The sequence below is a fragment of the Rhizobium etli 8C-3 genome (genome assembly GCF_001908375.1).
In the GTDB taxonomy this organism is placed as follows: Bacteria; Pseudomonadota; Alphaproteobacteria; order Rhizobiales; family Rhizobiaceae; genus Rhizobium; species Rhizobium etli_B.
Genome location: NZ_CP017244.1, coordinates 200,360 through 224,495, shown reverse-complemented (window position 1 = coordinate 224,495; position 24,136 = coordinate 200,360). Strand labels below are relative to the sequence as shown.

Below are 24,136 nucleotides of genomic sequence, written 5' to 3'. Positions count from 1 at the left end.
GGTTATGGAGCAGCTGCGGCTTGCTGACCAAGAGAAAACAGCGATGCCGGCGTCCCCGCGCGGCCTGGCCTGAGACCTCATCGCGTTGCAAAAGCAATGCGCCTCTGCAAACATGCGGCCCGTGCAGACCAGAATGGTACCCCGATCCTCATGGACATCAGACGCCTCAAATCCTTCATCGTGATCGTCGACAGCGGCAGCATCACGCGAGCGGCGGATCTTTTGCATATCGCCCAGCCGGCTCTCAGCCAGCAGCTTGCAGCGCTGGAGGAGCATTTCGGCCACAAGTTGCTAATCCGCAGCCAGCAAGGTGTGAGTATGACCGATGCGGGGCATGCGGTGTATCGCCACGCCCAGATCATCCTCCGGCAGATGGAGCAGGCGCAGGCCGATGCATCGGCGGCCGGCAATTCGCTTGCGGGGCGCGTCTCCGTCGGTCTCGTGCCCTTCAGCAGTGCTGCGACGCTCTCGGTCGACCTCCTGGCGGAAACCAGAAAACTGCACCCTGGCATCCTGTTGCATCTGACCGAAAGCGTCGGCCAGACGTACAGCCAGATGATCATGAACGGCCGGCTGGAAATGGCGCTGCTCCATGGAACCGGGCCGATCAAGGGCGTGCGGTTTGAACCGATACTCAGTGAAGAGTTCTTTCTGGTCGCCCATCGCGACTTCGCGATCGAGGCGGCTGCGAAACCCGTTCCGGTCAGTGCTCTCGACGGGATGCCGATGCTGTTGCCGCCAGCCTATAATTTCGTCCGCCGCGCGGTCGATACCACCTTCACGCGCACCCGCACCAATCTGAAAGTCGTAGCGGAAGTCGAAATCGTCCGCACCCTGGCCCGCGCTGTCGCGAGCGGTCTCGGCGCGACGATCATGCCGCGGGCCATTGCCGATCGCATCGTCTCGGAATCGAGCGAGCCGCTGATCTGCCGGCTCGTCTCGCCCAGGATAGAGGAAACCCTTTCGCTTTGCGTTTCAGATCAGAATCCTTTGTCGGAGCCTGCCCTTGCCGTTCGCGACATTCTTCTTTGTCTGACGGCGCAACTGAAAACGTAAGACGCATCGCCAATCAGCGCATGTCCCGGCAGAATTGCGCTATGCGCGCGCAGCCTTCGTCGAGTTTTTCCATGCTCGTGGCGTAGGAAATGCGGAAGAAGGGGCTCATTCCGTAAGCGGCGCCTTGCACGGTTGCGACATGATGCTCCTCCACCAGCGCCATTACAAAATCGACATCGGTTTCGATCTTTCGTCCGCCCTTGCTCGTCTTGCCGATCAGCCCCGATATATTGGGATAGATGTAAAAGGCGCCTTCGGGTCTGTGGCAGCGCAGGCCCTCAACCTCGGACAATTTGTCGAGGACGAAGTCCCGTCTCTTCTTGTAGATTGCAGCGCGCTCCTTCAAGAGATCCTGAGGCCCGTCGAGCGCTGCGGTCGCCGCGGCCTGCGTCAGCGTCGCAATGCCGCCGCCATTCTGGCCGTTGACGTTGCTGACGGCCGAGATGAGCTCTTCTGGTCCGGCGCAGAAGCCGAGCCTCCAGCCGGTCATCGCGTAAGCTTTCGAGACGCCGTTCATCGTCAGGACGCGCTCGTAGAGCATCGGCTCGACTTCCGCCATCGTGCAGAACTGGAAGTTGTCATAAACAAGGTGCTCATAGATATCGTCGGTCATGATCCAGACATTGGGATGGCGCAACATGACTTCGGCAATGGCGGCCATCTCCGCCCGGGAGCAGGCAGCACCGGTTGGGTTGTTTGGGAAATTCAGGAAGAGCCATTTGGTACGCGGCGTGATCGCCGCTTCCAGCTCCTCCGGACGCAGCTTGAAGCCGGTCTTCTCGTGACAGGGGACGGCGACCGGAACACCGCCGGCGAACCTGACGATGTCGGCATAGCTGACCCAGGAAGGTGTCGGAATGACGACCTCGTCACCGGGATTGCAGGTTGCCAGCATGGCATTGAAGATCACCTGCTTGCCGCCGCCGGAGACGACGATCTGGCTGGCATCGTAGTCGAGATTGTTGTCGCGCTTGAACTTCCTGATGATGGCGGCCTTGAGCGCCGGCGTGCCGTCCATCGGCGGATATTTCGTATCGCCTGCGAGAGCCGCCACATGGGCGGCTTCGATCGCGTGCGCCGGCGTGGGGAAATCCGGTTCGCCGGAGGAGAGGCTGACGACCTTAATCCCTTCAGCGGCCAATTCTCTGGCGCGTTGGGTCATGGCGGCGGATGCGGATATGGAAACCTTCTTCAGGCGATCGGCTTTGACGGACATCGACGTGGTCTTTCGATGAGGGATTGGAGTTACAGACCGCCGGCAGGCGATCGGGGATTGAGTCATTCGGCGAGTTCGGCAGCAGGCGCGAGCGTGGCGCCCGTGGCTTCGATCTCGCCGCGCACGATGCCGGCAAGCTCGAGAGCGCCCGGCGTATCGCTGTGGACCAGGATGGAGCGCGCCGGCATGGCGATGACGGTTCTGTCGATCGTCTGGACGGTTCCGTCGAGCAGGAATTGCCGCACACGCGCGCGCACCGAGGCCTCGTCCTTGATGACTGCGCCTGGGAGCCCGCGCGCGACGAGTTTGCCGTCGGCATCATAGGCCCGGTCCGCTAGGAAAAGCGCCAGCGTCTTCAAGCGCGCGCGCTTGGCGGCCTTTTGGATCTCGCTGCCTGACGTGACGAAGACGACGAGATTGGCGTCGACGGTGGCTATCGCATCCATCATCAGGTCGGCGAGGACAGGGTCGCGGTTGACCATGTTGCCCATGGCGGCATGGAAGCTGATATGTGAGACGGCGACCCGCTCAGCTCTGGCGATCGCTGTCAGGGCGCCGAGCTGGTAGAGCATCTGCTGGCGAAGCTCGTCCGCCGGGAACGGTATTTCGCGCCGGCCGAAGCCCAGCCGGTCGGGCAGGCCAGGGTGGGCTCCGATACCGATGCCGTTCAACCTCGCGAGCCGGACCATGCGCCCCATGGTGTCGGGGTCGCCACCGTGAAAGCCGCAGGCGATATTGGCCGAGGAGACGATTTTCATCATCGCCTCATCGTTGCACAGCCGGTAGGGGCCAAATCCTTCGCCCATGTCGGAATTCAGATCGATTTTCATGCGTTCCTCCAATGAAGAGGCGGCCTCTTTCATGCCACCTCCGTCTGATGGACTTGGGCTCTTTGTTTTCATCCATGCCGTCGTCCCACATCAGGCCATGGCCTTCAGGGCCAGCTTGACCATTCGGGACGTCTGCCTGACATCCTCGACATAGCGGCCAACAGCCTGTTCGACGGCCCGGGCCTCGGCATGCGTCGAGCGGAAGAATTTCAGGCGGGCGCCGATGCGGGCCTGGCCGAGCCGCCAGAGGTCGCATTCGATCACGCCGGCAACCTTCGGATATCCGCCGGCCGTATTCGCATCGCTCATCTGCACGATCGGTTCGCCGCCCGGCGGTACCTGGATCACGCCGGGCACGACGCCATGGGAGCGCATCTCGATCGATGTGGTCGGCGTGATCGGCTCGCCAGACAAGCAGTAGCCGGTCCGGTCGCTTCGAGAGGAAATCCTCCAGGTCTGGCTCCAAAATTCTTCGCCGTCTCGGGCGAAAAGATCATGCTCGCCGGCCGGCAGAGCGCGAATGGGCAGCACGCCGTCAACGGGAGCCGGGAAGACATCGCGCAACGCCGTCGCCGGCTCGATGATGGCAAGGCCTGGGGCCGGCAGCATCGCAATCTCCAAGTCCTCGCCAACCGCGAGCCGGTCGCCCTTCGCCAGTGGCCGACCGGCATTGCCCCCGAAACCGCCGCGAAGCGACGTGCTGCGCGAGCCCATGACGACAGGGATATCCAGCCCGCCTCCGAGCGAGACATAGGAACGAGAAAGCCGCAAGGGCTGCCTCAATTCGAGAACCTGTCCGGCTTCGGCGACATGAGCGCACCAAGAAAGCAGCTCCGATCCATCGAGATGAGGATTGCTGTCGGCGCCGGTCACGGCAAAGGCCATGCGGCGTTCGAAACTAAGGCGGAACGGGAAGGTTTGCACCTCGATCGCTGCCGCATTCTCATCATTGCCGACGAGAATATTGCCGATCCGGGCCGCGAGCGGATCCATCGCGCCGCTAGCCGATACGCCGATATCGCGATAGCCCGGACGACCGAGGTCCTGCACCGTGTTGAAAGGGCCACTTTCCAAGATTTCGATCAAAGCTCGATCCTTGCGGGCAGGAACCGCACCGTATCTCCCGGCGCCATCATGGCGGGGTTCGGCGAGATTGGGTCGAACATCTCCAGTGTCGCAAAGCCGATGGAATTCCAGCCGTTCGGGCCCGTCAGCATGGCGACGCCGGTTTGCATGCCGCCGATGGTAACGCAGCCCTTCGCCATCTTCAGCGAGGGCATGGTCTTTCGCGGCATGTAGATACGGGGATCGAGACCATGCAGATAGCCGAAACCGGGCGCGCTTCCCAAGGCGAAGACACGGTAGGTTGCTTCATGGTGGATGCGCACCACCTCGCGATCGCTGAGGCCCGAGAGATCGCAAAGGGCCGGAAGATCGCTCGCATGTTCGCCGCCGTAATGGACGGGAATTTCGATGCACTTGCCTACGAGATCGATGCTCTGCGCATTCTCCCATGCCTGCAGCAGCCGGACGACCGCCGCATCGGGATCCTGGGGCGTCTCTTTGAAGATCACCAGCAGGTTGGTCATCCCGGGGATATCTTCGGCAAGATCCTCCCAGCCCTTGACGATCCGCGACAGGGCCCAGATTCGTCGCTGCGCGGCAAGTTCGAAGTCGCCTGGCGCTTCAAGCAGGAAGGATCGGGTGCCGATCGCAGAAACCCGCGCCCGGTTTTGGGTCGCCGGAACGATCTCGCGTTGCGCATGTCTATTCGTCGTGGCGATCATGATGGGAGCTCGATTTCGACCAGAGGGTCACCGAATCCGACCAGCGCGCCCGGCTTTGCGAGCAACCTGGTCAAAACACCGGAACGGCCGACGCTGAGGGGAAGCAGCACATGGCCAATCCTGATGAAGCCAAGGATATCGGCGTCGGATACGGAGCGCGGCACAGTTCGGGGCGCGGTAGAGGCGGGATGTTCGGCGCAGAAGTATCCTGCCATCGGCGCCTTCACGACCACCAGCGCGGAGCCCGGAGCGCGCGGCATCGTCTCCGTCGAGCTGATCGAGGCGCCGCCCTCCCCTGAAATGACGATACGAAGCTGCCCGGCCGGCCGGGAGATTTCCAGCCCGTCCACGCCGGCTGCCGTCAGCGCGGCGGTAAGGGATGCGATGGTGGCCGGATCGCTGAAATCGATCGCGCTCATGCCGCCACCCTCCGCAGCTTCAGCCATTGCTCGAGATAATGAATATCCGTCTCGCCGCGCGCGAAAGCGTCGTCCTCGAACAGGGCCCGCAGGAAGGGAAGATTGGTGGCGATACCGTCGATCTCGGTGCCGGCAAGCGCTTCGCACATTCTTGCCATTGCTTTCGCCCGCGTCGGCGCATGCACGATCAGCTTGGCGATCAGCGAGTCGTAATAGGGCGAGACCTTATAGCCGGCATGGATATGCGTATCGACGCGGATACCAGGTCCCTGAGGCAAAGCCAGATGAGTGATGACACCCGCCGACGGCAGGAAGTTTTCGGGGTCTTCGGCATTGATGCGGCATTCGAAAGAATGGCCTTCGCATGTCACATCGCGTTGGGCGAGATGCAGAACTCGACCCTGCGCCGTGTTGATCTGCGCCTGGACGATATCGAGCCCGCTCGTCATCTCGGTGACGGGATGCTCGACCTGAAGTCGCGTGTTCATTTCGATGAAATAGAAAGCGCCGTCCTCATAGAGGAACTCGAAGGTTCCGACGCCCCGGTAGCCAATCTGGCGGCAGGCTTCCACGCAGGCCATGCCGACCGGCTGGATGATATCGGGTGCTATGCCGGGCGCCGGTGCTTCCTCCACCACTTTCTGATGGCGGCGCTGCATGGAGCAGTCCCGGTGCCCCAGCCAAACGGCATTGCCGTGATCGTCGCAAAGAACCTGTATTTCGATGTGGCGCGGATGCTGGAGGAATTTCTCCATGTAGAGCGAGGGCGAGCCGAAGGCTTTGCGCGCCTCTTCTCGCGTCAGCGCGATCGCTTCCTGCAACTGGTCGGCCTCAGGCACCACGCGCATGCCGCGCCCGCCGCCGCCGCCAGACGCTTTGACGATAACGGGGTAACCGATCTCCAGCGCGATGCGCTCGACCGAAGCCGGCTCGTCGGGCAGCGCGGTATCAGGACCGGGAACGCAGGGGACACCGGCCGCCATCATCGCCCGCTTCGCCGCGATCTTGTCGCCCATGGTCGCGATCGAAGAAGCGGCCGGGCCAATGAAGACCAGCCCCGCCCTTTCGACCGCGTCGGCGAATGCGGCGTTCTCCGACAGAAAACCGTAGCCGGGGTGGATGGCGCCCGCGCCGGTCAGGCGGGCCGCGAGAAGGATGGCATCCTGATTGAGATAGCTCTTGCCTGCGCTCGACGGGCCGATGCAGAGAAAAGCGTCTGCCGCTTCGCTGTAAGGCGCTTGCCTGTCCGCCTCGGAACAGATGGCGACCGCCTTGAGGCCGAGGTCGCGACAGGCGCGCATTATCCGGGCGGCGATCTCGCCGCGGTTGGCGATAAGCACAGTATCGAAACGGAGTTCGGCGGCTGCGGTTTGTTCAGGCGTTTCCAGCATCAGGCAATCTCCGCCAGCAGTTCGCCGGTCTCGATCTCGCCACCGTCGATTTCGATCAGGTGCGTGATGCGCCCGGCCCGCGGCGCGGCGATCTTGTTGAAGACCTTCATCGCCTCGATGATGAAGAGCGTCTGCCCCTCCTCCACCTCGTCGCCGATGGCAACGAATGGCGGCTCGCCGGGCGCCGGGGCCCGGTGCAGAACGCCGAAAACGGGCGCCTTTACTGCATGGGTTTTGTCGATGCTCGAAGGCGCATCGGGGACAAGGCTGGCCGGAGATCCTGCTTTTTGCGGGAACTCGCCGGCGGCCCCCTGTCCCGGAGACGCTCGGAAAATCCGAACCGTCACGTCCTTTTCCGTCACGGTCAGCTCGGCAATGTTCGATCGGCCGACAAAGTCGATCAGCGTCTTGATCTTCGAGAGGTCCATGTGCGTGCTCGGGATTTAAAAATTCACCGCGCAGACCTGAGGTTTCAAATCGCCCGGCGTTAGATTTCCCTAGCACGATGCGCCGACTGATGGGGTCAGACGAACTTTTGATGGAGCATGCTTGCTCAACTGTCATGTTTCCGTCGCCCGGGAGTCACGAGGGAGAGTGATGACTGCTCTCAACTGAATGGTTTCGAGGTCAGGAAACCGCGCCCGTCACGGATTAATCAGATTGACCGGTCATAGACGCAGCTCGTACCCACCTCAGGCCGTCAGGACATTGCTAACATCCCAAGGATAATTTCTTTCAATCAAGTCTGGCTGTGGTTGCCGATTAACAGTAACGGGTGTTCCGTCCCCACATTGCCCTCTGCCGCCTGATCTGTGATCGAGGTTTCCATGGATGAAGAACGGGTGTTTCTCCATGGAGACTACATTGGAGTTTCTCACAACCAGGAAGCCTGAACGTGAGGTCCACCGACATTGGCCTGATGAGGTCAAGGCGAAGATTGTTTCGGAAAGCTTGAGGCCTGGCACGACGGTCAATGAAGTTGCGCAGCGCTATGGATTGCGAGCGAACAGCCTCTCCACCTGGCGGACGATGGCACGGCAGGGCAAGCTGATCCTGCCAGCACCGGAGGATGCGGTAGAGTTCGCGGCGGTGATCGTCGATCCGCCTGTTTCGGAACTGCCGCCTAAGATGCTCAGTCGCCCCGAGATCGTCCTCGGGCCCGTCACCATCCGTCTTGAGGAAGGTGCGTCTGCTGCCCGGATCGCTGCAATCGCTCGCGCCCTGACGGCGGCGACATGATTTTTCCGTCAAACCGCGTTAGAATCATGGTGGCCACCAAACCCGTAGACTTCCGCAAGGGTCATGACGGCTTGGCAGCGCTTGTGAGGCAAGAGCTGCACAAGGACCCGTTTACCGGAACTGTCTTCGTCTTCCGGTCCCGCAAGGCGGATCGGCTGAAGCTGATCTACTGGGATGGCTCCGGCATCGTCATGGCCTACAAGAGGCTGGAAGAGCACACGTTCACCTGGCCGGCCATCAAGGATGGCCTGATGACGATGACACATGCCCAGTTCGAGGCCCTGTTTGCGGGCCTTGATTGGCGGCGGGTTCATGCCGTCCAGACGAGAACACCGGAGGCCATCGAGTAGCTGCGGCACGATGACTCAGCACGGCAAATTCCACAGGCAAGTCGGCTACGGATTTGATCGTTTTCGCCCATGCTGGATGCCGCCGACCTTCCCGATGATGTTGCCGCCCTGAAGGCGATGCTGATTGCGGCGCGGCTAAGCGAGGCGGCCAAAGACTCCGTGATAGCCAGCAAAGACGAGCACATCGCCCGCAAGGATGAGCGGATCGAGCGGCTTGAGAAGCTGGTAGCCGCCTTCAAACAAGCAGCCTTCGGGCGCAAATCCGAGAGGACCGATCCCGACCAGTTCGATCTGGCACTGGAGGACCTGGAAACGGCCATGGCCGCGATCCATGCCGAGGATGACGCGGACGTTCCTGCTGGAAACGGGATTGCCAAACCACGCGCGATCAATCGCGGTTCGCTTCCAAAGCATCTTCCGCGTGTCGAAGAGGTGATCGAGCCGGAAAGCCTGATCTGCGCCTGCGGCGGTTGCCTGCATTGCATTGGCGAGGATATCTCCGAGCGGCTGGCGTGATCCCGGCACAGTTCCGCGTCATCGTCACCCGTCGCCCCAAATATGCGTGCCGTGCCTGCACTGACGGTGTCGTTCAGGCCCCGGCTCCAGCACGGCTGATCCAGGCAGGACTGCCGACAGAAGCGACCGTCGCCCATGTGCTGGTCTCCAAATATGCCGATCATCTACCGCTTTACCGTCAGGCCCAGATCATGAGCCGCCAGGGCATTGACCTCGACCGATCCACGCTGGCTGACTGGGTCGGTCGGGCAGCGTTCGAATTGCGTCCCGTCTTTGATGCGCTGATCGCCGACCTGAAGCGCTCATCCAAGCTGTTCATGGACGAGACCCGTGCCCCGGTTCTCGATCCCGGCTCGCACAAAACCAAGACCGGATACTTCTGGGCGCTGGCGCGGGATGATCGTCCTTGGAATGGCGGTGCTCCGCCAGGTGTTGCCTTTACCTATGCGCCCGGTCGCGGAGCATTCATGCCGAACGGATATTGCAGGGCTTCTCGGGCATTCTGCAGGTCGATGGATATGCCGGATACAACAGGCTGATCGCACCGGAGCGTGTCGGTCCTGACATCCAGCTTGCCTATTGCTGGGCGCATGGCCGGCGCAAGCTGGTGGAGATCACCCGCAACGGCTCAGCACCGATTGCCGAGGACGGCGTCAAGCGCATCGGCGAACTGTACCGCATCGAAGCCGAACTTCGGGGCCTTAATCCGAAGGCTCGCTTGGCTGGGAGACAGGAGCGGTCAGCGCCACTGGTCGCCGACATGCAGGCCTGGCTTGTCCATCACCGTGCCCGTGTCGCGACGAAGTCGCCGCTCGGCGAGGCTTTGGCCTACATCGCCAAATACTGGGACGGCCTGAAGCTCTTCCTGACCGACGGACGCATAGAGATCGACAACAACACCGTCGAGCGGACCATCCGACCGATAGCTCTCAATCGCAAGAACGCGCTCTTTGCAGGCCATGACGCGGGAGCAGAGAATTGGGCGACAATCGCCTCGCTGATCAAAACCTGCAAATTCAATGCCGTCGATCCGCTGACCTATTTGACTGCGACGCTCACCGCCATCGTCAACGGTCACAGGCAGAGTTGCATCGATGAGCTTTTGCCGTGGAATTATTCGGGACGAACAAACGGCTGAAGTCTGCTGTCGGCCCAAAGCGGCCATCTCAAATTGCGCCCACCTTGACCTTCGAACCGTCGAGGAGGCGCGAGAGGCGGAAGGGGGTGGGGTCCACACAGGGGGTATCGTTGGCAACCAGGTCGGCGGCCAGGCGGCCGATGCCGGGTCCAAGCCCGAAGCCGTGACCGGAGCAACCCGCCGCCAGGTATAGGCCATTCACCCCCTCGGCCGGTGAGATGACCGGCACTGCATCAGGCGTAAAATCCACATAGGCTCCCCAACTGTCGGCGATTTCAATCCCCGCCAAGGCAGGAAACAGCTCTTTGACCCGCTTCAAGATAGAAGCCGCCGTCCGACGGTTCGGGGACGGATCGAGAATGCGCGTCTTCTCGAAGGGCGACGTCCCGCGCCCGTTCCAACCTCCGAAGGCTTCCGGCCCCCTGAAGAAGGACTCTCCGATCCCGAACTGCACAGCCTTCAGGCGCTTGACAAACATAGGCATGAACCAACGCGCATAACGAAGACCTTGTGGCGTTATGTCGAGCATCGCTCGGCCGCTGATCGCCAGCGTGTAGCTACCGTCCAGCCTGCGGGTCAACGCAACTTCCGGCGTATAGAGCGCCTCACCGAGATCGGCCGTGGGCTTGGTGCGAAGAGCGGTCTGACGCACGCTTGCTTGTGGAAACAGGATGCCGTGTTGGCGGCAAAACATCGAAGTCCAGGCACCGCCCGCGCAGAGGACGGCTTCTGTTCGGATCAAACCTTTCTCGGTAATCACCCCCGATACAGTCCCGTTTGTCAGATCAAGGCCTCGTGCAGCGCATTCCTGGTGGATTGTCGCGCCCCGTTTCCGAGCACCCTCGGCGATCGCGGGCGCTGCTATGGAAGGCTCACCCTTGCCATCATCGATGGAATGGACCCCGCCGAGCCAGCGGCGGCCGTTTGCCGGGATTGCCGTAGCTGCCTCTTTGGCGCTCAGCATACGGGTACTGACGTTGAAGCGCTGAGCTATCTCACGCCAGCTTTCCCATTCCGCCAGTTGCTTCGGATTGTCCGTCGCGTAGAGCAGACCGCACCGACGAAATCCGACGTCCTCGCCGATCTTCGACTCAAACTCACCCCAAAGCCGCAGGGCGACACCTGACAGAGGCAGTTCCCGCTCATCGCGGTTCTGTTGACGGCACCAACCCCAATTGCGGCTCGACTGCTCGCAGCCGACACGACCCTTTTCCACCAGCGCGACCGACAAGCCGCGCTCCGCGAGAAAGAACGCTGCCGTTGCCCCGATAATGCCGCCGCCGATGACGACAGCGTCCGCCTTCGCGGGGATTCCTTGATCGCTGGGAATTTGCTTGAGGAGTGGAGACATGAAGGCTGACCTGAACTGTTGCCGCACGCCGCGGCATGGCACGCTTCGGGCGGGAATAAACGGTTGGGTAGAGGTTCTCGGCATTGTGCGACCTCACCTGATCGCAAGGCTATCGCAGCCGGGACAGCATAGTGCGTCGACTGGCGAACCGCAGACGGCGGAAAATTCCGTTTCGGGCGAGGCATCAGTCAAAACTGCCGCGCCAGGCCGGATAGGCTGGGGACATCTTTAAAGCGATCTTTCGACCCATTCCGGCGCAAGCATGAGAGGCGTTGGGTGCAGTCAATCCTGCCGGCATGAATTCGAAGTGAAGAGTCGCACAAGCAGAAGCAGAGTCAGAAAGCCATGACGACCGACGTCAACGAGACCCCGAAGCTCGCGATGATCCATACGGTTCCCGGCATCATCCCGTCGTTCAACGAACTCGCGAGCCGCCATTTGCCGGACTGGCGGTCGTTCAATATGGTGGATGAGAGCTTGCTGGCGGATACGATCCGGGATGGCGCGCTGTCACGCCGGACGATGCGGCGGCTTTCGACCCACATCTGGTCGGCGGTGGATGCAGGGGCGTCGGCAGTAATAGTCACCTGTTCGTCGCTCGGCCCTGCCGTCGATGCGGCAATGTCCCTTTGCACGGTGCCGCTTTTCCGCGTGGATGATGGAATGGCAATCGAGGCGCTGCAGCGCGGCAACCGAATTGGTGTTCTGGCGACGCTGGCTACGACGCTGAGCCCCACGACCGGCTTGATTGAGCGCCATGCGGAAAGGATGGGGGTCAATATCTCGGTGACCAGTCGGCTTTGTGAGGGGGCCTTCGATAAATTGCGGAGCGGGGACAGGCCGGCGCATGATGCAATGATACGCGAAGGCTTGGCCTCTCTCGGCGACAGCGTCGATGTGGTTGTTCTTGCTCAGGCCTCGATGGCAAATGCGCTGAACGGGATCGGCGAGGCCGGCGTGCCGATACTGACCAGCCCCGAACTTGGTGTGATGCATATTGCAGCTGCCTTGAACGCCCGCACCCGTACCAGGGAAAACTAAGGGCGGAGGAATGAGTTGATCCTTGGATCGCCTGCACCGCACCTGATCCCATGATCTACGAGCGCTGCGGAGAGGAGTAGGACGTGCTTCTGGGAGTGATCGCCGACGATTTCACCGGCGCGAGCGATATTGCGAACACGATCGCAAGAGGCATCGGCCCCAAAGGCGGTTTGCGTACTGCGCAGTTTCTGGGCGTCCCTGGAACCGCGGCCTCCGGAGATATTGAAGCGGGGGTGGTCGCCTTGAAGAGCCGGACAATTCCGGTTGTCGATGCCATGGCGCAATCGCTCGCCGCCTTGAATTGGCTCTTGGCACAAGGCTGCCGACAGATCGTGTTCAAATACTGTTCGACCTTCGACTCCACGCGTGAGGGCAATATCGGACCCGTGGCCGAAGCGCTTGCATCAGCGCTCAATGTAAAGGGCGTCGTCGTATGTCCTGCCTTCCCGGGTGCCGGGCGCACCCTCTATATGGGGCACCTCTTCGTCCATGATCGGCTTCTCAGCGAATCCGGCATGCAGAACCATCCGCTTACACCTATGACCGATCCCGACATCCGCCGATGGCGGGGCTACCAGACCCGATCCTCCGTCGGACATGTCGCGCTGGATACGGTTCGCAAAGGTCCGGACGAAATCACTGCGGCGCTTGCCGAAACAGACCACAGGTTTGTCGTCGTCGATGCAACGTCGGACAAGGACTTGCTTGCAATCGGCGCGGCAATCGCCGGCCACAGGCTTGTGACGGGCGGTTCGGGCATAGCGATCGGCCTGCCCGAGAATTTCATTCGACGCGGCTTCGCTTCGGGAAATTCCGGCACACGGATCGGAACGGACGGGCCTGAGGCGATCCTGGCCGGAAGCTGCTCGGGTGCCACCCGCCACCAGATCGAAGTCCACAAGCAAGACCACCCGACGCTTGCTATCGACGTCGACAAGGTGATGAGCGGCGAGACAAGCTGCGACGGTGTCGTGGAATTCATGACGAAGAACCGCGAGCAAGCTCCGCTCGCCTATTCCTCCGGCACGCCTGAGGAGGTCCAAAAGATACAGAGGAGATACGGCCGCGAAGAGGTTGCAGCCACGCTCGACGCCTTCTTTGCCGACACGGCCCGCAAACTGGTTCTTGCGGGCGTGACGCGGTTGGTTGTTGCCGGGGGCGAAACGTCAGGTGCGGTCGCATCGGCGCTCGATCTCGGCGCTGACGATAGGACAGGAAATCGATCCGGGCGTGCCGGTCCTTCTTTCGCAACGGGAAAAGCCGATCGCCCTGGCGTTAAAGTCAGGCAACTTTGGCTCTCATGACTTCGTCGTCAAAGCGCTGGAAAGGTTGAAGGGGATATGAGCTCGAAAGAGAGGGAAGTCCGCGAGGATATCGTGCGCCTATCGCGCTCGCTCTATCAACGCGGCTTTTCGGTCGGATCAGCAGGCAATATCAGCGCGGCCGTTGACGACGGCATCCTCATCACTCCCACGAATTCGTGTCTGGGTTTTCTTGATCCCGAAAGGATCAGCAAGATCAGTCATGATGGACGCCACCAGTCAGGCGACCGAGCGTCGAAGGAAGTGTTTCTGCACAAGGCTTTTTATGAGACCAGGCCCGGCACGGGGGCCGTGGTCCACCTTCATTCAACCTTTGCAACGGCCCTTTCCTGTCTTGTCGACATTGATCCGGATGATTGTGTGCCAGCATTGACGCCGTATGTCGTCATGCGCGTCGGCAAGGTCAAGCTCCTGGATTATGTGCGGCCGGGCGACGAGAAGGCGGGGGACTTGATCCGCGCGCTCGGCGGCAAACATGCCGCCGTGCTGCTTGCAAACCATGGTCCCGTGGTCACCGGAAAAGACATCTCCTCGGCCGTCTATGCCGCTGAGGAACTTGAAGAGACCGCAAAACTCCTCGTTATGCTACGGGGCCTGCCAAGGCGCCTGCTTTCGGACGATAACGTGGCTGAGCTCAGGTCCGTTTTCGGGGAGCGGTAGTTGCGCCAACGTCGTGTTGGGTCGTCAAGGGGCGAGTGATCTGAAAGCCGAAGCTAATCGCCCCAATTTGAAGGCGCATTAGCGCCGGAGCACGACTCCCGATGTCCCCTATTGGCGCATTCTTGCCATCAATGTCGTAGCGGTATTTTTCGGAAAGCCCAATCGAGCTTGGTCAATGTGCGAGGAAAACACCGCCTACGGTTTTGGTCGGGTCGACTGGCGCGCTCACGCGAGGAGGTATCATGCCACGAGGGAAGCAGAAGCCACGCCGCGCATTCGCCCTGCCGGAGATCGAGGTCGGTGACTGGCATGGGGAGTTCGCTGGTCCCCCCTCAGGAACATCGGTCAGCATATACAGCCGGGTCCGCCCATCATGGTCGTAGAGTTTACCTACTTGATCCTCGGAGCGGTGGTCATTTCGCCGATCAGCAAGTTCCAATGGCCAGCAGCGGTCTGCTTCTGGGTCCGAACGCCGTTAACACCCGAAAGAGTCGAAGCGGGCCTTATGTTTAAATCCGATGAAATTCCGTCTGTGCATGTCAGCTTCGAAGTCACGCGGCAGCAGTTCACCGAGACCTGCTGGCTATTCAGAGAGAAATTGCTAAAGGATTTTCATTTCCGAATTGGGCCTGGGACAGATGATCATTGGCCGCTGGAGAGCTGGGGAGCTAGTTTTCTGCTTTGATTGACCGCGATGGCAGATGCCTCGCCAAAGAAGTCGCCGTGAGCCCCATGCCAAACCGACATACTCATGCGTTAGCGTCGTTCCCGTTCCCATTCGCCATGTGAGAGAAAAAACCAATGCGTGAGGACGACCGGATATGGCATGTACGAGATTTGGTGAAGGAGCACGTTTCAAGCCCATCGCTGCGGCACATTCGGGACCCAGCTGCAATACTTTCGACCTCGCGTCGGATTCTGAAGAAAATCGATCGCGTCACCGGAATTTGGCAGACGTTAACCGGCTGAATTTATTTGGTCGGAGCCTCGGTGCTCAACAGCGTACGGACTAGCGCGGCCTGGCTTCGCACGCCGGTCTTGTCGAAGATGCGCTGTAACTGGGTACGCAGCGTGTTGACGCTGACCTGGAGCACATCGGAGGCCGCTGCGAGTTCCAGGCCATCGACGATCAGACGCGCAAGTCGGGTCTGTGCTGGTGAGAGGTTGAAGACCTCCCGCGCACAAGCGATCCGGCGTTCGATCGTCTCAGCGTCGTCGAAGGAGATCAGCACCCTGCCATCCTCGAGCAGGACCCAGCAGTAGAGCGACACTCCCGCAGCATCCTCGCCGAGCTTCACGGCCCAGGCCTGTTTCGGCACGACGTTCAATGGGCGCTGGCTCTGCAACTCGTAGAAAGCCGAGCGCACTGCGTCACGCAACCCAACGTCGCGTTCACGCCGCCGGGCGCGCAGCCTTCCGGCGGCGGCGGCCAGGCCCGGATGGCCGAGCATGCGCTCCCGCGCAAGCCGGTTCGTCCAAAGAATCTGCACGTCTGCGTCGACTTCTATCAGCGGGCAGCTCGCCTCCTCAACAGTGCACTCCATCACCACTGCACAGCCAATCTTCCAGACGCCGTCAATCCGGTGAAGAATCCGAAGCTGGCGCTTGCGATCCTCGCCAGTGTCGCTGCCGATCTGGTCGAAAGTCACCCAAGCCATGTCCCGGTCGATGACGACGTTGACCTTTTCCCAGCGGACGCGGCCCGCAAAGGTATGTTTCTCCGGAAATCTCTCCACGATTTTCTTGATCCGTGCAGCGATCGCAACCCAGCCTTCGTCCACCCGCACGCCGAGCGAAACCCAAGCTTCCATGCGTCGGGTCTGGGGCGATTGCACCCAATGGTCCGCCCATGCTTCGAAGTCCCGCTGCAACCAGGCATCGGTCTCGGCGCGGATCACTCCCAGGATCGCCGCCGGGTCAGCCTCGCTGTCTTCCATCTCGCGGCCTCCTATGGCAACGGATCGCAATATAGCATGGCTGGCTCACTAGGACATGGTAGCGCCTCTTGTCCGGATAAGCCGACCAGAAGCAGGATCATTCCGGCGGTTACGGCGATCGGCGCGAGCAGCCGGACGCTCGGACGTAACAGGATGGACTTATCGCCGTAGTATTGGTCCTCGGCAGCGGCGCTCATCCGTGGGGGATGGCGACGGCAGCGCATATGCGCGGCGACGAGAATGTGAAAGTCCATTTGCTGCCTCCCGGTTCGGGCTACATCTGGCGCATCCTCGCACGTATTCGGGCCGTGCTCTGTCATGCAAGCGGATGACATCGGGCTCGGCTCCTGGCTAGTAGCTGGCAAAGAGCCGAGGACGGCATGTGGACGATCTGGCGAATAGATCGCCTGGGAAGATTGCTGTGGTGGGATGTTTCGTAAGCATTGAGATCGATGATTCTGGTAGTTGCGTCCACAGATGAACGACCGAACGCTGAATCGCACCAGAGTTGCCGTTAAAGATACTCCCGAAGCGTAGTGGCATTTGCTACCGAATTCCGGAATTATGCGGTGAAGTAGCGCGTGCCCAAAGACGCAGTCGGCCCGAAGCGGACGATCACCTATGTCGACTTTGGTTGCAGCATTCGGCTACTTATAAATCTCGACGCACGAGAGGGTAATCAGCATGTTGCTGACAGTGGAAAAACAAAAATCGGAGCAGGGAGAAGTTGCTATCTGCTTTGATAGAGAAGGCCTCGAATTCCTGATCTTTCAACTCTCGAAGCTGCGAGAACGTCATGACCATTTTCACCTAATGACGCCCGCTTGGGCAGGCCACGAGCTGACAGAAGAATTGCAGGGCGGCGATCAGTACGAGCTTTGCAATAGCCTGAGACTTGTCCGCCTTCTCCCCTGAGGGAACAATAGACTTCCTCCTCTGCCGAGGTCGCCTTCCGGCCCTGACCAGACTTCCGAGCGTCCATTTGCAGCCTGCAAATTAACTTTCGATAAGCAACCGAAAGTTAAGCCTCAAACAACAAACCCGCGCCTTGGCCGTCAGCTTGCGGTATCAATCGCGCCTGGCAGTTCCAACTCGTGCGTCGATCCAGAATGACGCCGTGATCAGTATCGATCAAATAGTTGGTGGCGTAGGCGAAGAAGGCATGTCCTTTGTGGGCACCAGTCCATTGAGCTGCCGGATCGGACCGTGAGATGAACTTCGGCGTCACCGGCGACGCCGCACCAAAGGCCGCGTCATCGAGGACCGCCAGATATTCTTGCACCGATCGACCAGCATCGTCTTTGACTTCCCATTCCGCGCCGGGCACGGAGCGCTGCTTGTTGGCGTCCGTCGCGATCAAGCTGACATCAACGGCAAATCCTTCCGCGCCCACAAGCCCTTGTGCAAGGCAGCGCTCCACCATTGTCTCGAACATGTGCCGCAGGATGCCGCTTTGCCGGAACCGGCCACGACGGTTCTTCGAGAAGCTGGAATGATCCGGTACCTTTCCGTCCAGGCCAAGGCGGCAAAACCATCGGTATGCGAGATTCAGATGGACCTCCTCGCAAAGTCGCCGTTCCGACGGATACCCATGCTGTAGCCGATGATCAGCATTCGCATCATCAGCTCAGGATCAACTGAGGGCCGACCAGTGTTGCTATAGAAAGGCTTCAACTGTGCTCGAACGCTATCGAGATCGAGGTGACGGTCGATCCCGCGCAGCAGATGGTCTGCAGGGACATGATCATCGAGGCAGAAATCGTAGAAGAGCTGCGCCGGAACCACCTGACATCCCATCATTCGCCTGAGTCCCTGCAAATCACTCAGAGGATTGAATCACGCGGCCCAAGCAGAGTTTTTCAACAATATCGGCCCTCTGCGGACATCAGCTTTCGTTATCCCGTTGTCGCTCTGTCTTTGGGAGACCAGCCTTCCCTTGTGGTGACATAGACGAGATTTTTTTGGGCGTTTTCAGATACCCGAGGGATTGCACCGCTTCTTTTTGCGACGGCGATGGAGGCATAATTTTCAGGATGAATGATGTGGACTGCTTCCATCCAACCAAGCTCTTCAAACGCCCAAATTAAGCAGCGAGTTGCCGCCTCAGTGGCGTATCCTCTGCCCCAAACGTCGCGACTGAACGCCCAGCCAATCTCAGGGCCTACCCATCCGGGAGGGAACCACGCGCCCGCGCGGCCTATCCAACGACCCGTCGCCTTCTCGATTACCGAGAAATTGCTATACCCCTGAACGCTCCAAGCCCCTGCGAAAAGGCATAGATTGCGCCACGCACCTGTAGCATCTTGCGGGCCGCCGATGAATCTAGTGACCTCAGCCTCGGAGAGAAACACGGTCCAAGCAGGGAGATCAACCGCGCTGGGATGCCGCAACAGAAGACGCTCTGTTTCTATCATTTTGTCGCCTTTGGGAGTTGCCGTGAACGACCGCATACCGCCGCTACAAGACATAACGATGACCGCTCATGGCGTCGCATAGTTGCCGCCTCCATCATACTGCGATCAGTAAAATGTAGCGTATGATTTCGGTCAAGGTGCGAGCGGCACGCCGCTTACGATTAACAACTAACTCCAACGCCGTGAACAATAAAACGGGTCCCGCGTTTGAAGGGAAAAGGAGCTCTTGATGTCGTACGGATCGCTGAGTGCTCTTGGTGACACCTGGTGCCGGTACAGCCCGGAAACCGAGACCCCCGAGGCCGCTCATGACCTGGTGGACCAGTACCTCGCCTTCGCCGAGGAAGCGCATGCGAAATGACATTATCGATGAAATCGAGCCGCCCGTCCCGAAGCCTATCTTGCCGATCAGCCTCGGCGCGTTTTATCGCCGCGCCTTTAGGCCATGCATTGATATGAAGTCGGTTCGAATGGCTAACAGAGCTGAGAAGTAGACTGCTTTACTAAAGGGTGGAGGCAATGATGGAGCAAGAGAACAGCGCGGCCGATTTCGCCCAATCCATTGAGAAGTGGACAGACGACGAGATATTTGAACTCCTGGCGAAGCTCGAAATCGACAGCGAGAGCGTTTCGGCAAGTGGAGAGTTGGAGCCCGAAATTCAGGCAAAGATCAATATCGTGGAAACCGAGATCGAAGCGCGCTTTCCGGGCCAACTCCTCGCGCCGTTCAAAAAATGGAAGCAAGATCGGCTCGGAGGCAGCAGCGCGACAGCAGAATGAAATTCTGCAACATTTTCTTCGATCGCGATGCAATACCAGCTTTGTGACCTCCTGAGCGCAAACCGAGGCGCCGCTCCAGTTCCACGTTTCCTGAAAAATCCTCACCTTCATCTGGACCAGCCTTTACCGACTGAACCGCAAGGTTCTGCGCGGGAATTCCCGAGGACGAACTCGATGACGAAGGCGACGGATATTGTGCTGACTCGACGGGTGTGTTGGCTCGACCGGAGCGCGCGGAAATCACGGATCAGCTCAGGATTTGCTCATGGACGAAACCTATTTGGCTTCTATGTCTTTTCGAGATACCAACGCGGAGAAACTCGATGTCAGAACTCGTGGTGCTCGGTTTCGATACCGCCGACAAGGCGGACTCCATTCTCAACCGGCTTGTCCAACTCGAGAAGGAATACCTCGTCGATCTGGAAGACGCCGTCGTCGCAGTCCGCGACAGCTCGGGCAAGGTCCGCCTGAAGCAAAGCCTCAATCTTACAGCGGCCGGCGCGGCAAGCGGCGGCGTTTCTGGTGCCCTGTGGGGATCGCTGGTCGGTCTCCTGTTCCTTAACCCGCTGGCGGGCATGGTCCTCGGTGGCGCCTTCGGCGCCGGATCGGGCGCGCTTGCCGGTTCAATAACCGACTATGGGATCGATGACGACCTCGTCAAGCGGCTGGCCGAAGCGATTCCGGCCGATAGCTCGGCGCTGTTCCTTCTCATCCGGAAGGCGCAACCCGAGAAGGTGCTGGAAGCATTCAAGGGTGAGCAGGCCAAGGTCTTGCGCTCCTCGCTGTCTCCGGAGCAAGAGGAGCGCCTAAGTCGGGCGCTCGCTGCCGAACCGCTCGTCCCACCTGCTCCGCCTTCGTCCAACGTCTGATGGCTGCTGGACCACTGCGAATAGCGTGAGAAATTTGAAAACTAGTCTGTCGATGGTTGCCTTTGGCTACGGGAGAAGCATCGAAGACCTCGTGGTAAGGACGTAGCCGGTGAAGGTGCGATTTGCGAAGTCTTTCTCACGACTATTGAACACTCAAAGGAAACTTCAGAGCCTTTTCGAAAAGGCTTGGAAAAGTTCGCAGACGAAAACGAGATCCACCTCGAGAATCTCGAAAGGCGGCGCAAATCCGGTCCTTAGGGAGGTAGTCGGCTTCGGCAGCAACCCCGGACGCCTTGCAATGAAGCTTTATCTTCCTAAGCGGTTGCCAGCAAAGCCGCCGCTCGTCGTGATCCTTCATGGGTGCCGGCAGACGCCTGAAAGCCTCGACGCTGCAAGCGGATTTTCAAGGCTCGCTGCCCAGCGCGGATTTGTTCTACTTTATCCGCAACAGAAGAATGCCAACAACGCCCATGGCTGCTTCAACTGGTTTCGGCCAAGCTCAGTGGCGCGCGACCGTGGCGAACTCATGTCTGTCCGGCAGATGATCGAACATGCAATTGACCGCCACCGGATCGATCGGTCCCGGATCTACATTGCGGGGTTATCTGCAGGGGGATCAATGACATCGGCCCTTATCGCAACATATCCCGGCCTGTTTGCCGGTGGCGCCATCGTCGCCGGAATGCCCTTTGGAACCGCAAGGGACGCAGTATCCGCTTTGCGGGCGATGAAATCCGGCACCTCGCCTCCACCTGAAGGATGGGGCAGCCCAGTCAAAGCGGTTTCTCCTGCGCAGAGCGTTTGGCCCCCGGTCTCCATATGGCAAGGAACAGAAGATCGCGTGGTGAAGTCCGTTAACGCAAAGGCATGCGTTGATCAATGGCTCGAGATTAACGGCATTCCGGAAGATACGCGCCGCACGGGCGTCCAGCCATGGGGTACGCTTATCCGGTGGAAACAAGACGGACGTTTTCGGGTGTCGCTCTACATGTTACAGGGGTTTGGCCATGGGCTTCCAGTGCGAGATCTCGGGAAAGGCCGAGGACGAAAGCTCGATCCCTATGTCCTTGACGCGGGTATATCTGCTCCAGTCGAGCTCATGCGTCTCTGGGGTTTGAAACGGTTCGCTCCTTGAACATGCCCAATGCCTTCTTGTTTGTAGGCCAGATGGAGTGGCTGCCGGCCTAACGGGATCTGAATGGCTCTTACAAGCTAAAGGCGGTGCGGAGCGTAACCATGCGCCTTCCTCGCGCCCCATTTCGACTTTCGCTCTTAGTTAATCTCGCACTTCTGGCGATGCGCGTGGGTTTTCTAGATGGACATGTTTCGCCTGGCCATCGCGTCAACCCTCTCAGCCGGCGGACGGTCGCGCGGAGGAACGAATTCATGGATGCGCATCTACAGAGCGACATATCGCTGCGCGATCTTGCGGCTGTCGCCAGTTTGCGCTTGCCACATAAGCCGGCAAAAGTATGCAGCGGCTCTCCGACAACGACATGAATGAAACCGATAGTCTGAAGCTGTCGCTTGAATCGAGTTCAAACCGGTGGCATTTCCCTAGTCTGCGTGAAAAGGTCATAGCAGGAACAAAATGAAATATGTTTCGGTATTCGTTTTAACATTCATGTCGATTTGTTTTGGATGGTTATTTTATGAAAGGTACTGGAAGTTTCGGGGTTGCATATCGCAAGCGTTATCCAGCTGCCTCACTCCCGACGGCGACAATCTAACGCAAGGCGGCTCTCTGTGGGCTGGTGTTGCAGGGTTGTTGTTGTTGCTTGCAATCATCTCAGCCTGGCGCGTTTTCCGGGCCCGGGATCGTGACCAATAGCTGTAGCTGCGTGCATTCGTTCGCAAGCAACCAGGCGGGTGGTTGTAGGCGATGCACGTAAGAACGTCGCGGTTGGCACCTCCGGATCTAGAGCATAGCAAGCTGCTTGCTTTGAAGCGCTGTGACTATGCGCGCCCATGACTGACCCGAAGCAGCGATCAATGATCGAGAGCGTGCATCATTGCGAGCGGGCCCGCCAGTTTGCCTTTCAACATGGTCGGCGACGCCGAACCGCTCCAAGATCCGAAGGGTAGCATCGAGAGGGTGGCTCTCATTTTCACAGAGTACCGGCTAGGTCTCGCGGCCGGTAACTTACATCCATTCGATCAACCGAGGCCATCGGCGTCACGGGAATCACCGGTTCAGTGGCGCGACGTCAAAGGTGAATATCATGGACAGACTCTTCTTTGTTGGCGTGTCAGCTGCTCTGTTTGCGGCCTTTGCCTTTTCGCTCAACTTCATCGTGCCCTTCATCATAGGCGACTATTCCAACTTTGATTTTGCGCTCATCCGTCATGTCGTCTCAGCGCTCGTCGGTCTTTACATTCTGTTTTCGCAAAATGGCGTCATGCGCCATCTCACGCTTCGCAACTGTTTGCAGGCAATCTGGCTCGCTTTCATCGGATATGTCGGCTACTTTCTTACGGTGACGGGAGCGGCGGTCTTTGCCGGCCCGGTCATCGCTCCGGCCTTTCTCGGCCTGGTGCCGATCGTCTTGATGGTCATAGGAAACCAGCGCCAGGGGTCATTGCCATGGCGGTCGCTCATGATGCCGTTGGCGCTGGTGATGGTCGGCCTTGCTCTGGTCAATGGCGCAGCATTCACCACCGAGGGACTGAACTCGGTTCGATCATTGTGGATCGGCGTGCCGCTGGCGCTCGCGGCGGTGGGACTTTGGTGCTGGTTCGCGCTTGCCAATCAGGCTGCGCTCGCCACCCGACCGGAAATGCCCTCAGGCGTGTGGTCGGCGCTGATACTGGTCGGCGGTGGCGTCTTGGTTCTGGCCTTCTATCCCGTCGGTGCCGCTATGGATCTCTTCCAGCTTCCGACATTGGGATTTTCTTGGAGCTCCGCGGGCAATCTGTATTTTTGGGGCGCATCTTTCGCGCTGCTGGCAACCGTGGGCGGCGTCTGGACCTGGAACATCGCATCACGGAGCCTGCCTGTTGCGTTGGCCGCGCAATTGATCGTTTCGGAAACCGCCTTTGGCGTTATCGGAGGACTTATCGTTCATGCCCGTTGGCCAACCCCGATCGAAGTCGGAGGAGTGGTTGTCCTGATCGCGGGCGTCGTTCTGTCAGTGCGGATTTTCTATGATCGTCAATTCGCATCGGCAAAGGCAGTATTGGCGCATGAGTAATCTGATCCGCCTGCGCCGCATCAATGACGGCAAGGTCTACAATGTCGGAGACACGGTTTGCGAAATCCTGCTGAAAAATGCCAATGACGGGACGAGCGCCTATGAGCTTATGGCCGGGCTTTCCGTGTTCGTTGCCTCAATTCCTTGGTGACACAGACCGGCACCATCGACGCAATCAGAGTTCGCCATTCCGGCGATGTGCAGCACAAGGTCATCGAAGGCACCTATCGTGTTCTCGGCGAGGCCGAACGCACCCTCGCCGCTCCGCAGGATTGGTCGACCTTGTGGCTGAATCATGAGGAAGCCGATATTCTCGCAGACGCCGCCCATGTCCTGCGCTTCGGAGACAACGAAGGCGAGACGACCACGCCGATCAAGGCGCAACAGTTACTTATCCCCCGCCGCCACGACGACCGCGCCAATGATCTCTGGACCATCTGGAACGTGGTACAGGAAAACGCCATCAAAGGCGGGTTGCGTGGCGTAGGACGCGACGATCTCGGCAGGCCGCGCGTGTGACTTCCCGCGCCGTGAACGGCATCGATCAGGATATCAAGCTCAACAAAGCCCTTTGGCTCCTCGGCGAAAGGATGGCGGCGCTGAAGGCGTGAGCGGGCAAGCGCATGCGC

Annotated in this window: 23 protein-coding genes and 3 pseudogenes; 15 read left to right on the top strand and 11 right to left on the bottom strand. The window is 59.7% G+C overall.

Features of this window, described 5'->3' with window-relative positions; translation table 11 throughout:
• The first annotated feature begins 96 nt into the window (after positions 1-96).
• The gene (gene nac / locus AM571_RS25915) at positions 97-1,056 is read left to right on the top strand and encodes a nitrogen assimilation transcriptional regulator NAC (protein WP_074063909.1); all 960 of its coding nucleotides are present in this window, start codon (positions 97-99) and stop codon (positions 1,054-1,056) included.
• A gap of 13 nt (positions 1,057-1,069) precedes the next feature.
• On the opposite strand, the gene AM571_RS25910 is transcribed toward nac, so the two are convergent.
• The 7 genes from AM571_RS25910 to AM571_RS25880 form a co-directional block, all read right to left on the bottom strand.
• Positions 1,070-2,272, bottom strand: coding sequence for a pyridoxal phosphate-dependent aminotransferase (locus tag AM571_RS25910; RefSeq protein WP_074063908.1), 1,203 nt, complete (start codon positions 2,270-2,272; stop codon positions 1,070-1,072).
• A gap of 62 nt (positions 2,273-2,334) precedes the next feature.
• Positions 2,335-3,102, bottom strand: coding sequence for a 5-oxoprolinase subunit PxpA (locus AM571_RS25905; RefSeq protein WP_074065575.1), 768 nt, complete (start codon positions 3,100-3,102; stop codon positions 2,335-2,337).
• Positions 3,103-3,192: 90 nt separating this feature from the next.
• Positions 3,193-4,188, bottom strand: coding sequence for a biotin-dependent carboxyltransferase family protein (locus AM571_RS25900; protein WP_074063907.1), 996 nt, complete (start codon positions 4,186-4,188; stop codon positions 3,193-3,195).
• Positions 4,185-4,889: a 5-oxoprolinase subunit PxpB gene (gene pxpB / locus AM571_RS25895; protein ID WP_074063906.1), complete on the bottom strand. Its 705-nt coding sequence runs from the start codon at positions 4,887-4,889 to the stop codon at positions 4,185-4,187. The genes AM571_RS25900 and pxpB overlap by 4 nt, the downstream gene beginning before the upstream one ends.
• Positions 4,886-5,308 carry an acetyl-CoA carboxylase gene (locus tag AM571_RS25890; RefSeq protein ID WP_074063905.1) on the bottom strand — a complete coding sequence of 141 codons (423 nt, stop codon included), beginning with the start codon at positions 5,306-5,308 and terminating at the stop codon, positions 4,886-4,888. The genes pxpB and AM571_RS25890 overlap by 4 nt, the downstream gene beginning before the upstream one ends.
• Positions 5,305-6,699, bottom strand: coding sequence for an acetyl-CoA carboxylase biotin carboxylase subunit (gene accC, locus AM571_RS25885; RefSeq protein WP_074063904.1), 1,395 nt, complete (start codon positions 6,697-6,699; stop codon positions 5,305-5,307). Before accC ends, AM571_RS25890 begins: the two co-directional genes overlap by 4 nt.
• Positions 6,699-7,127, bottom strand: coding sequence for an acetyl-CoA carboxylase biotin carboxyl carrier protein (locus AM571_RS25880; RefSeq protein WP_074063903.1), 429 nt, complete (start codon positions 7,125-7,127; stop codon positions 6,699-6,701). The genes accC and AM571_RS25880 overlap by 1 nt, the downstream gene beginning before the upstream one ends.
• A 436-nt stretch (positions 7,128-7,563) precedes the next feature.
• On the opposite strand from AM571_RS25880, the gene tnpA reads away from it, so the two are divergent.
• From tnpA to tnpC, 3 genes and pseudogenes are all read left to right on the top strand, one after another.
• Positions 7,564-7,938, top strand: a complete 375-nt coding sequence (tnpA, locus tag AM571_RS25875; RefSeq protein ID WP_132549283.1) for an IS66-like element accessory protein TnpA — start codon at positions 7,564-7,566, stop codon at positions 7,936-7,938.
• Positions 7,935-8,288 carry an IS66 family insertion sequence element accessory protein TnpB gene (gene tnpB / locus AM571_RS25870; protein ID WP_074063902.1) on the top strand — a complete coding sequence of 118 codons (354 nt, stop codon included), beginning with the start codon at positions 7,935-7,937 and terminating at the stop codon, positions 8,286-8,288. Before tnpA ends, tnpB begins: the two co-directional genes overlap by 4 nt.
• A 69-nt stretch (positions 8,289-8,357) precedes the next feature.
• Positions 8,358-9,942: pseudogene (gene tnpC / locus AM571_RS25865) on the top strand (IS66 family transposase).
• Positions 9,943-9,970: 28 nt separating this feature from the next.
• On the opposite strand, the gene AM571_RS25860 reads toward tnpC, so the two are convergent.
• On the bottom strand, positions 9,971-11,293 hold the full coding sequence (locus AM571_RS25860; protein WP_074063901.1) for an NAD(P)/FAD-dependent oxidoreductase: 1,323 nt from the start codon (positions 11,291-11,293) through the stop codon (positions 9,971-9,973).
• A 345-nt stretch (positions 11,294-11,638) separates the two neighbouring features.
• Between AM571_RS25860 and AM571_RS25855 the strand changes: the two genes are divergently transcribed.
• The 3 genes and pseudogenes from AM571_RS25855 to otnC all read left to right on the top strand — a co-directional run bounded on the left by AM571_RS25855 (position 11,639) and on the right by otnC (position 14,316).
• The gene (locus tag AM571_RS25855; protein WP_074063900.1) at positions 11,639-12,334 is read left to right on the top strand and encodes an aspartate/glutamate racemase family protein; all 696 of its coding nucleotides are present in this window, start codon (positions 11,639-11,641) and stop codon (positions 12,332-12,334) included.
• Between the two features lie 83 nt (positions 12,335-12,417).
• A pseudogene (otnK, locus tag AM571_RS25850) lies at positions 12,418-13,678 on the top strand (3-oxo-tetronate kinase).
• Entirely contained in the window at positions 13,675-14,316 is a 642-nt protein-coding gene (gene otnC, locus AM571_RS25845; RefSeq protein WP_074063899.1) for a 3-oxo-tetronate 4-phosphate decarboxylase, read from the top strand. The pseudogene otnK and the gene otnC overlap by 4 nt, the downstream one beginning before the upstream one ends.
• Before the next feature lie 971 nt (positions 14,317-15,287).
• Here the strand turns inward: otnC and AM571_RS25835 are convergent.
• The gene (locus tag AM571_RS25835; protein WP_074063898.1) at positions 15,288-16,253 is read right to left on the bottom strand and encodes a DUF4440 domain-containing protein; all 966 of its coding nucleotides are present in this window, start codon (positions 16,251-16,253) and stop codon (positions 15,288-15,290) included.
• 684 nt (positions 16,254-16,937) lie between these two features.
• On the opposite strand from AM571_RS25835, the gene AM571_RS25825 reads away from it, so the two are divergent.
• Positions 16,938-17,168: an Imm32 family immunity protein gene (locus AM571_RS25825; protein ID WP_074063896.1), complete on the top strand. Its 231-nt coding sequence runs from the start codon at positions 16,938-16,940 to the stop codon at positions 17,166-17,168.
• A gap of 175 nt (positions 17,169-17,343) precedes the next feature.
• On the opposite strand, the pseudogene AM571_RS25820 reads toward AM571_RS25825, so the two are convergent.
• Both AM571_RS25820 and AM571_RS38525 read right to left on the bottom strand, forming a co-directional pair.
• Positions 17,344-18,053, bottom strand: a pseudogene (locus tag AM571_RS25820) (transposase); the annotation flags it as partial.
• 95 nt (positions 18,054-18,148) lie between these two features.
• Positions 18,149-18,667, bottom strand: coding sequence for a GNAT family N-acetyltransferase (locus AM571_RS38525; protein WP_074065574.1), 519 nt, complete (start codon positions 18,665-18,667; stop codon positions 18,149-18,151).
• A 229-nt stretch (positions 18,668-18,896) separates the two neighbouring features.
• On the opposite strand from AM571_RS38525, the gene AM571_RS38070 reads away from it, so the two are divergent.
• The 7 genes from AM571_RS38070 (at position 18,897) to AM571_RS37760 (ending at position 24,026) form a co-directional block, all read left to right on the top strand.
• Complete coding sequence (locus AM571_RS38070; RefSeq protein WP_257788708.1) at positions 18,897-19,028, top strand: hypothetical protein; 132 nt, start codon at positions 18,897-18,899, stop codon at positions 19,026-19,028.
• A gap of 161 nt (positions 19,029-19,189) precedes the next feature.
• Complete coding sequence (locus AM571_RS25810) at positions 19,190-19,447, top strand: hypothetical protein (RefSeq protein ID WP_081377298.1); 258 nt, start codon at positions 19,190-19,192, stop codon at positions 19,445-19,447.
• Positions 19,448-19,770: 323 nt separating this feature from the next.
• Complete coding sequence (locus AM571_RS25805) at positions 19,771-20,316, top strand: DUF1269 domain-containing protein (RefSeq protein ID WP_074063894.1); 546 nt, start codon at positions 19,771-19,773, stop codon at positions 20,314-20,316.
• Positions 20,317-20,425: 109 nt separating this feature from the next.
• Positions 20,426-21,451, top strand: coding sequence for an alpha/beta hydrolase family esterase (locus tag AM571_RS25800; protein WP_074063893.1), 1,026 nt, complete (start codon positions 20,426-20,428; stop codon positions 21,449-21,451).
• Positions 21,452-22,538: 1,087 nt separating this feature from the next.
• The gene (locus AM571_RS25790; RefSeq protein WP_074063891.1) at positions 22,539-23,507 is read left to right on the top strand and encodes a DMT family transporter; all 969 of its coding nucleotides are present in this window, start codon (positions 22,539-22,541) and stop codon (positions 23,505-23,507) included.
• Positions 23,500-23,658 (top strand): DUF945 domain-containing protein, encoded by a 159-nt coding sequence (locus tag AM571_RS37765; RefSeq protein WP_237358641.1) that lies wholly within the window; start codon positions 23,500-23,502, stop codon positions 23,656-23,658. Before AM571_RS25790 ends, AM571_RS37765 begins: the two co-directional genes overlap by 8 nt.
• Positions 23,655-24,026: a DUF932 domain-containing protein gene (locus tag AM571_RS37760; RefSeq protein ID WP_237358640.1), complete on the top strand. Its 372-nt coding sequence runs from the start codon at positions 23,655-23,657 to the stop codon at positions 24,024-24,026. Before AM571_RS37765 ends, AM571_RS37760 begins: the two co-directional genes overlap by 4 nt.
• The last annotated feature ends 110 nt before the right edge of the window (positions 24,027-24,136 follow it).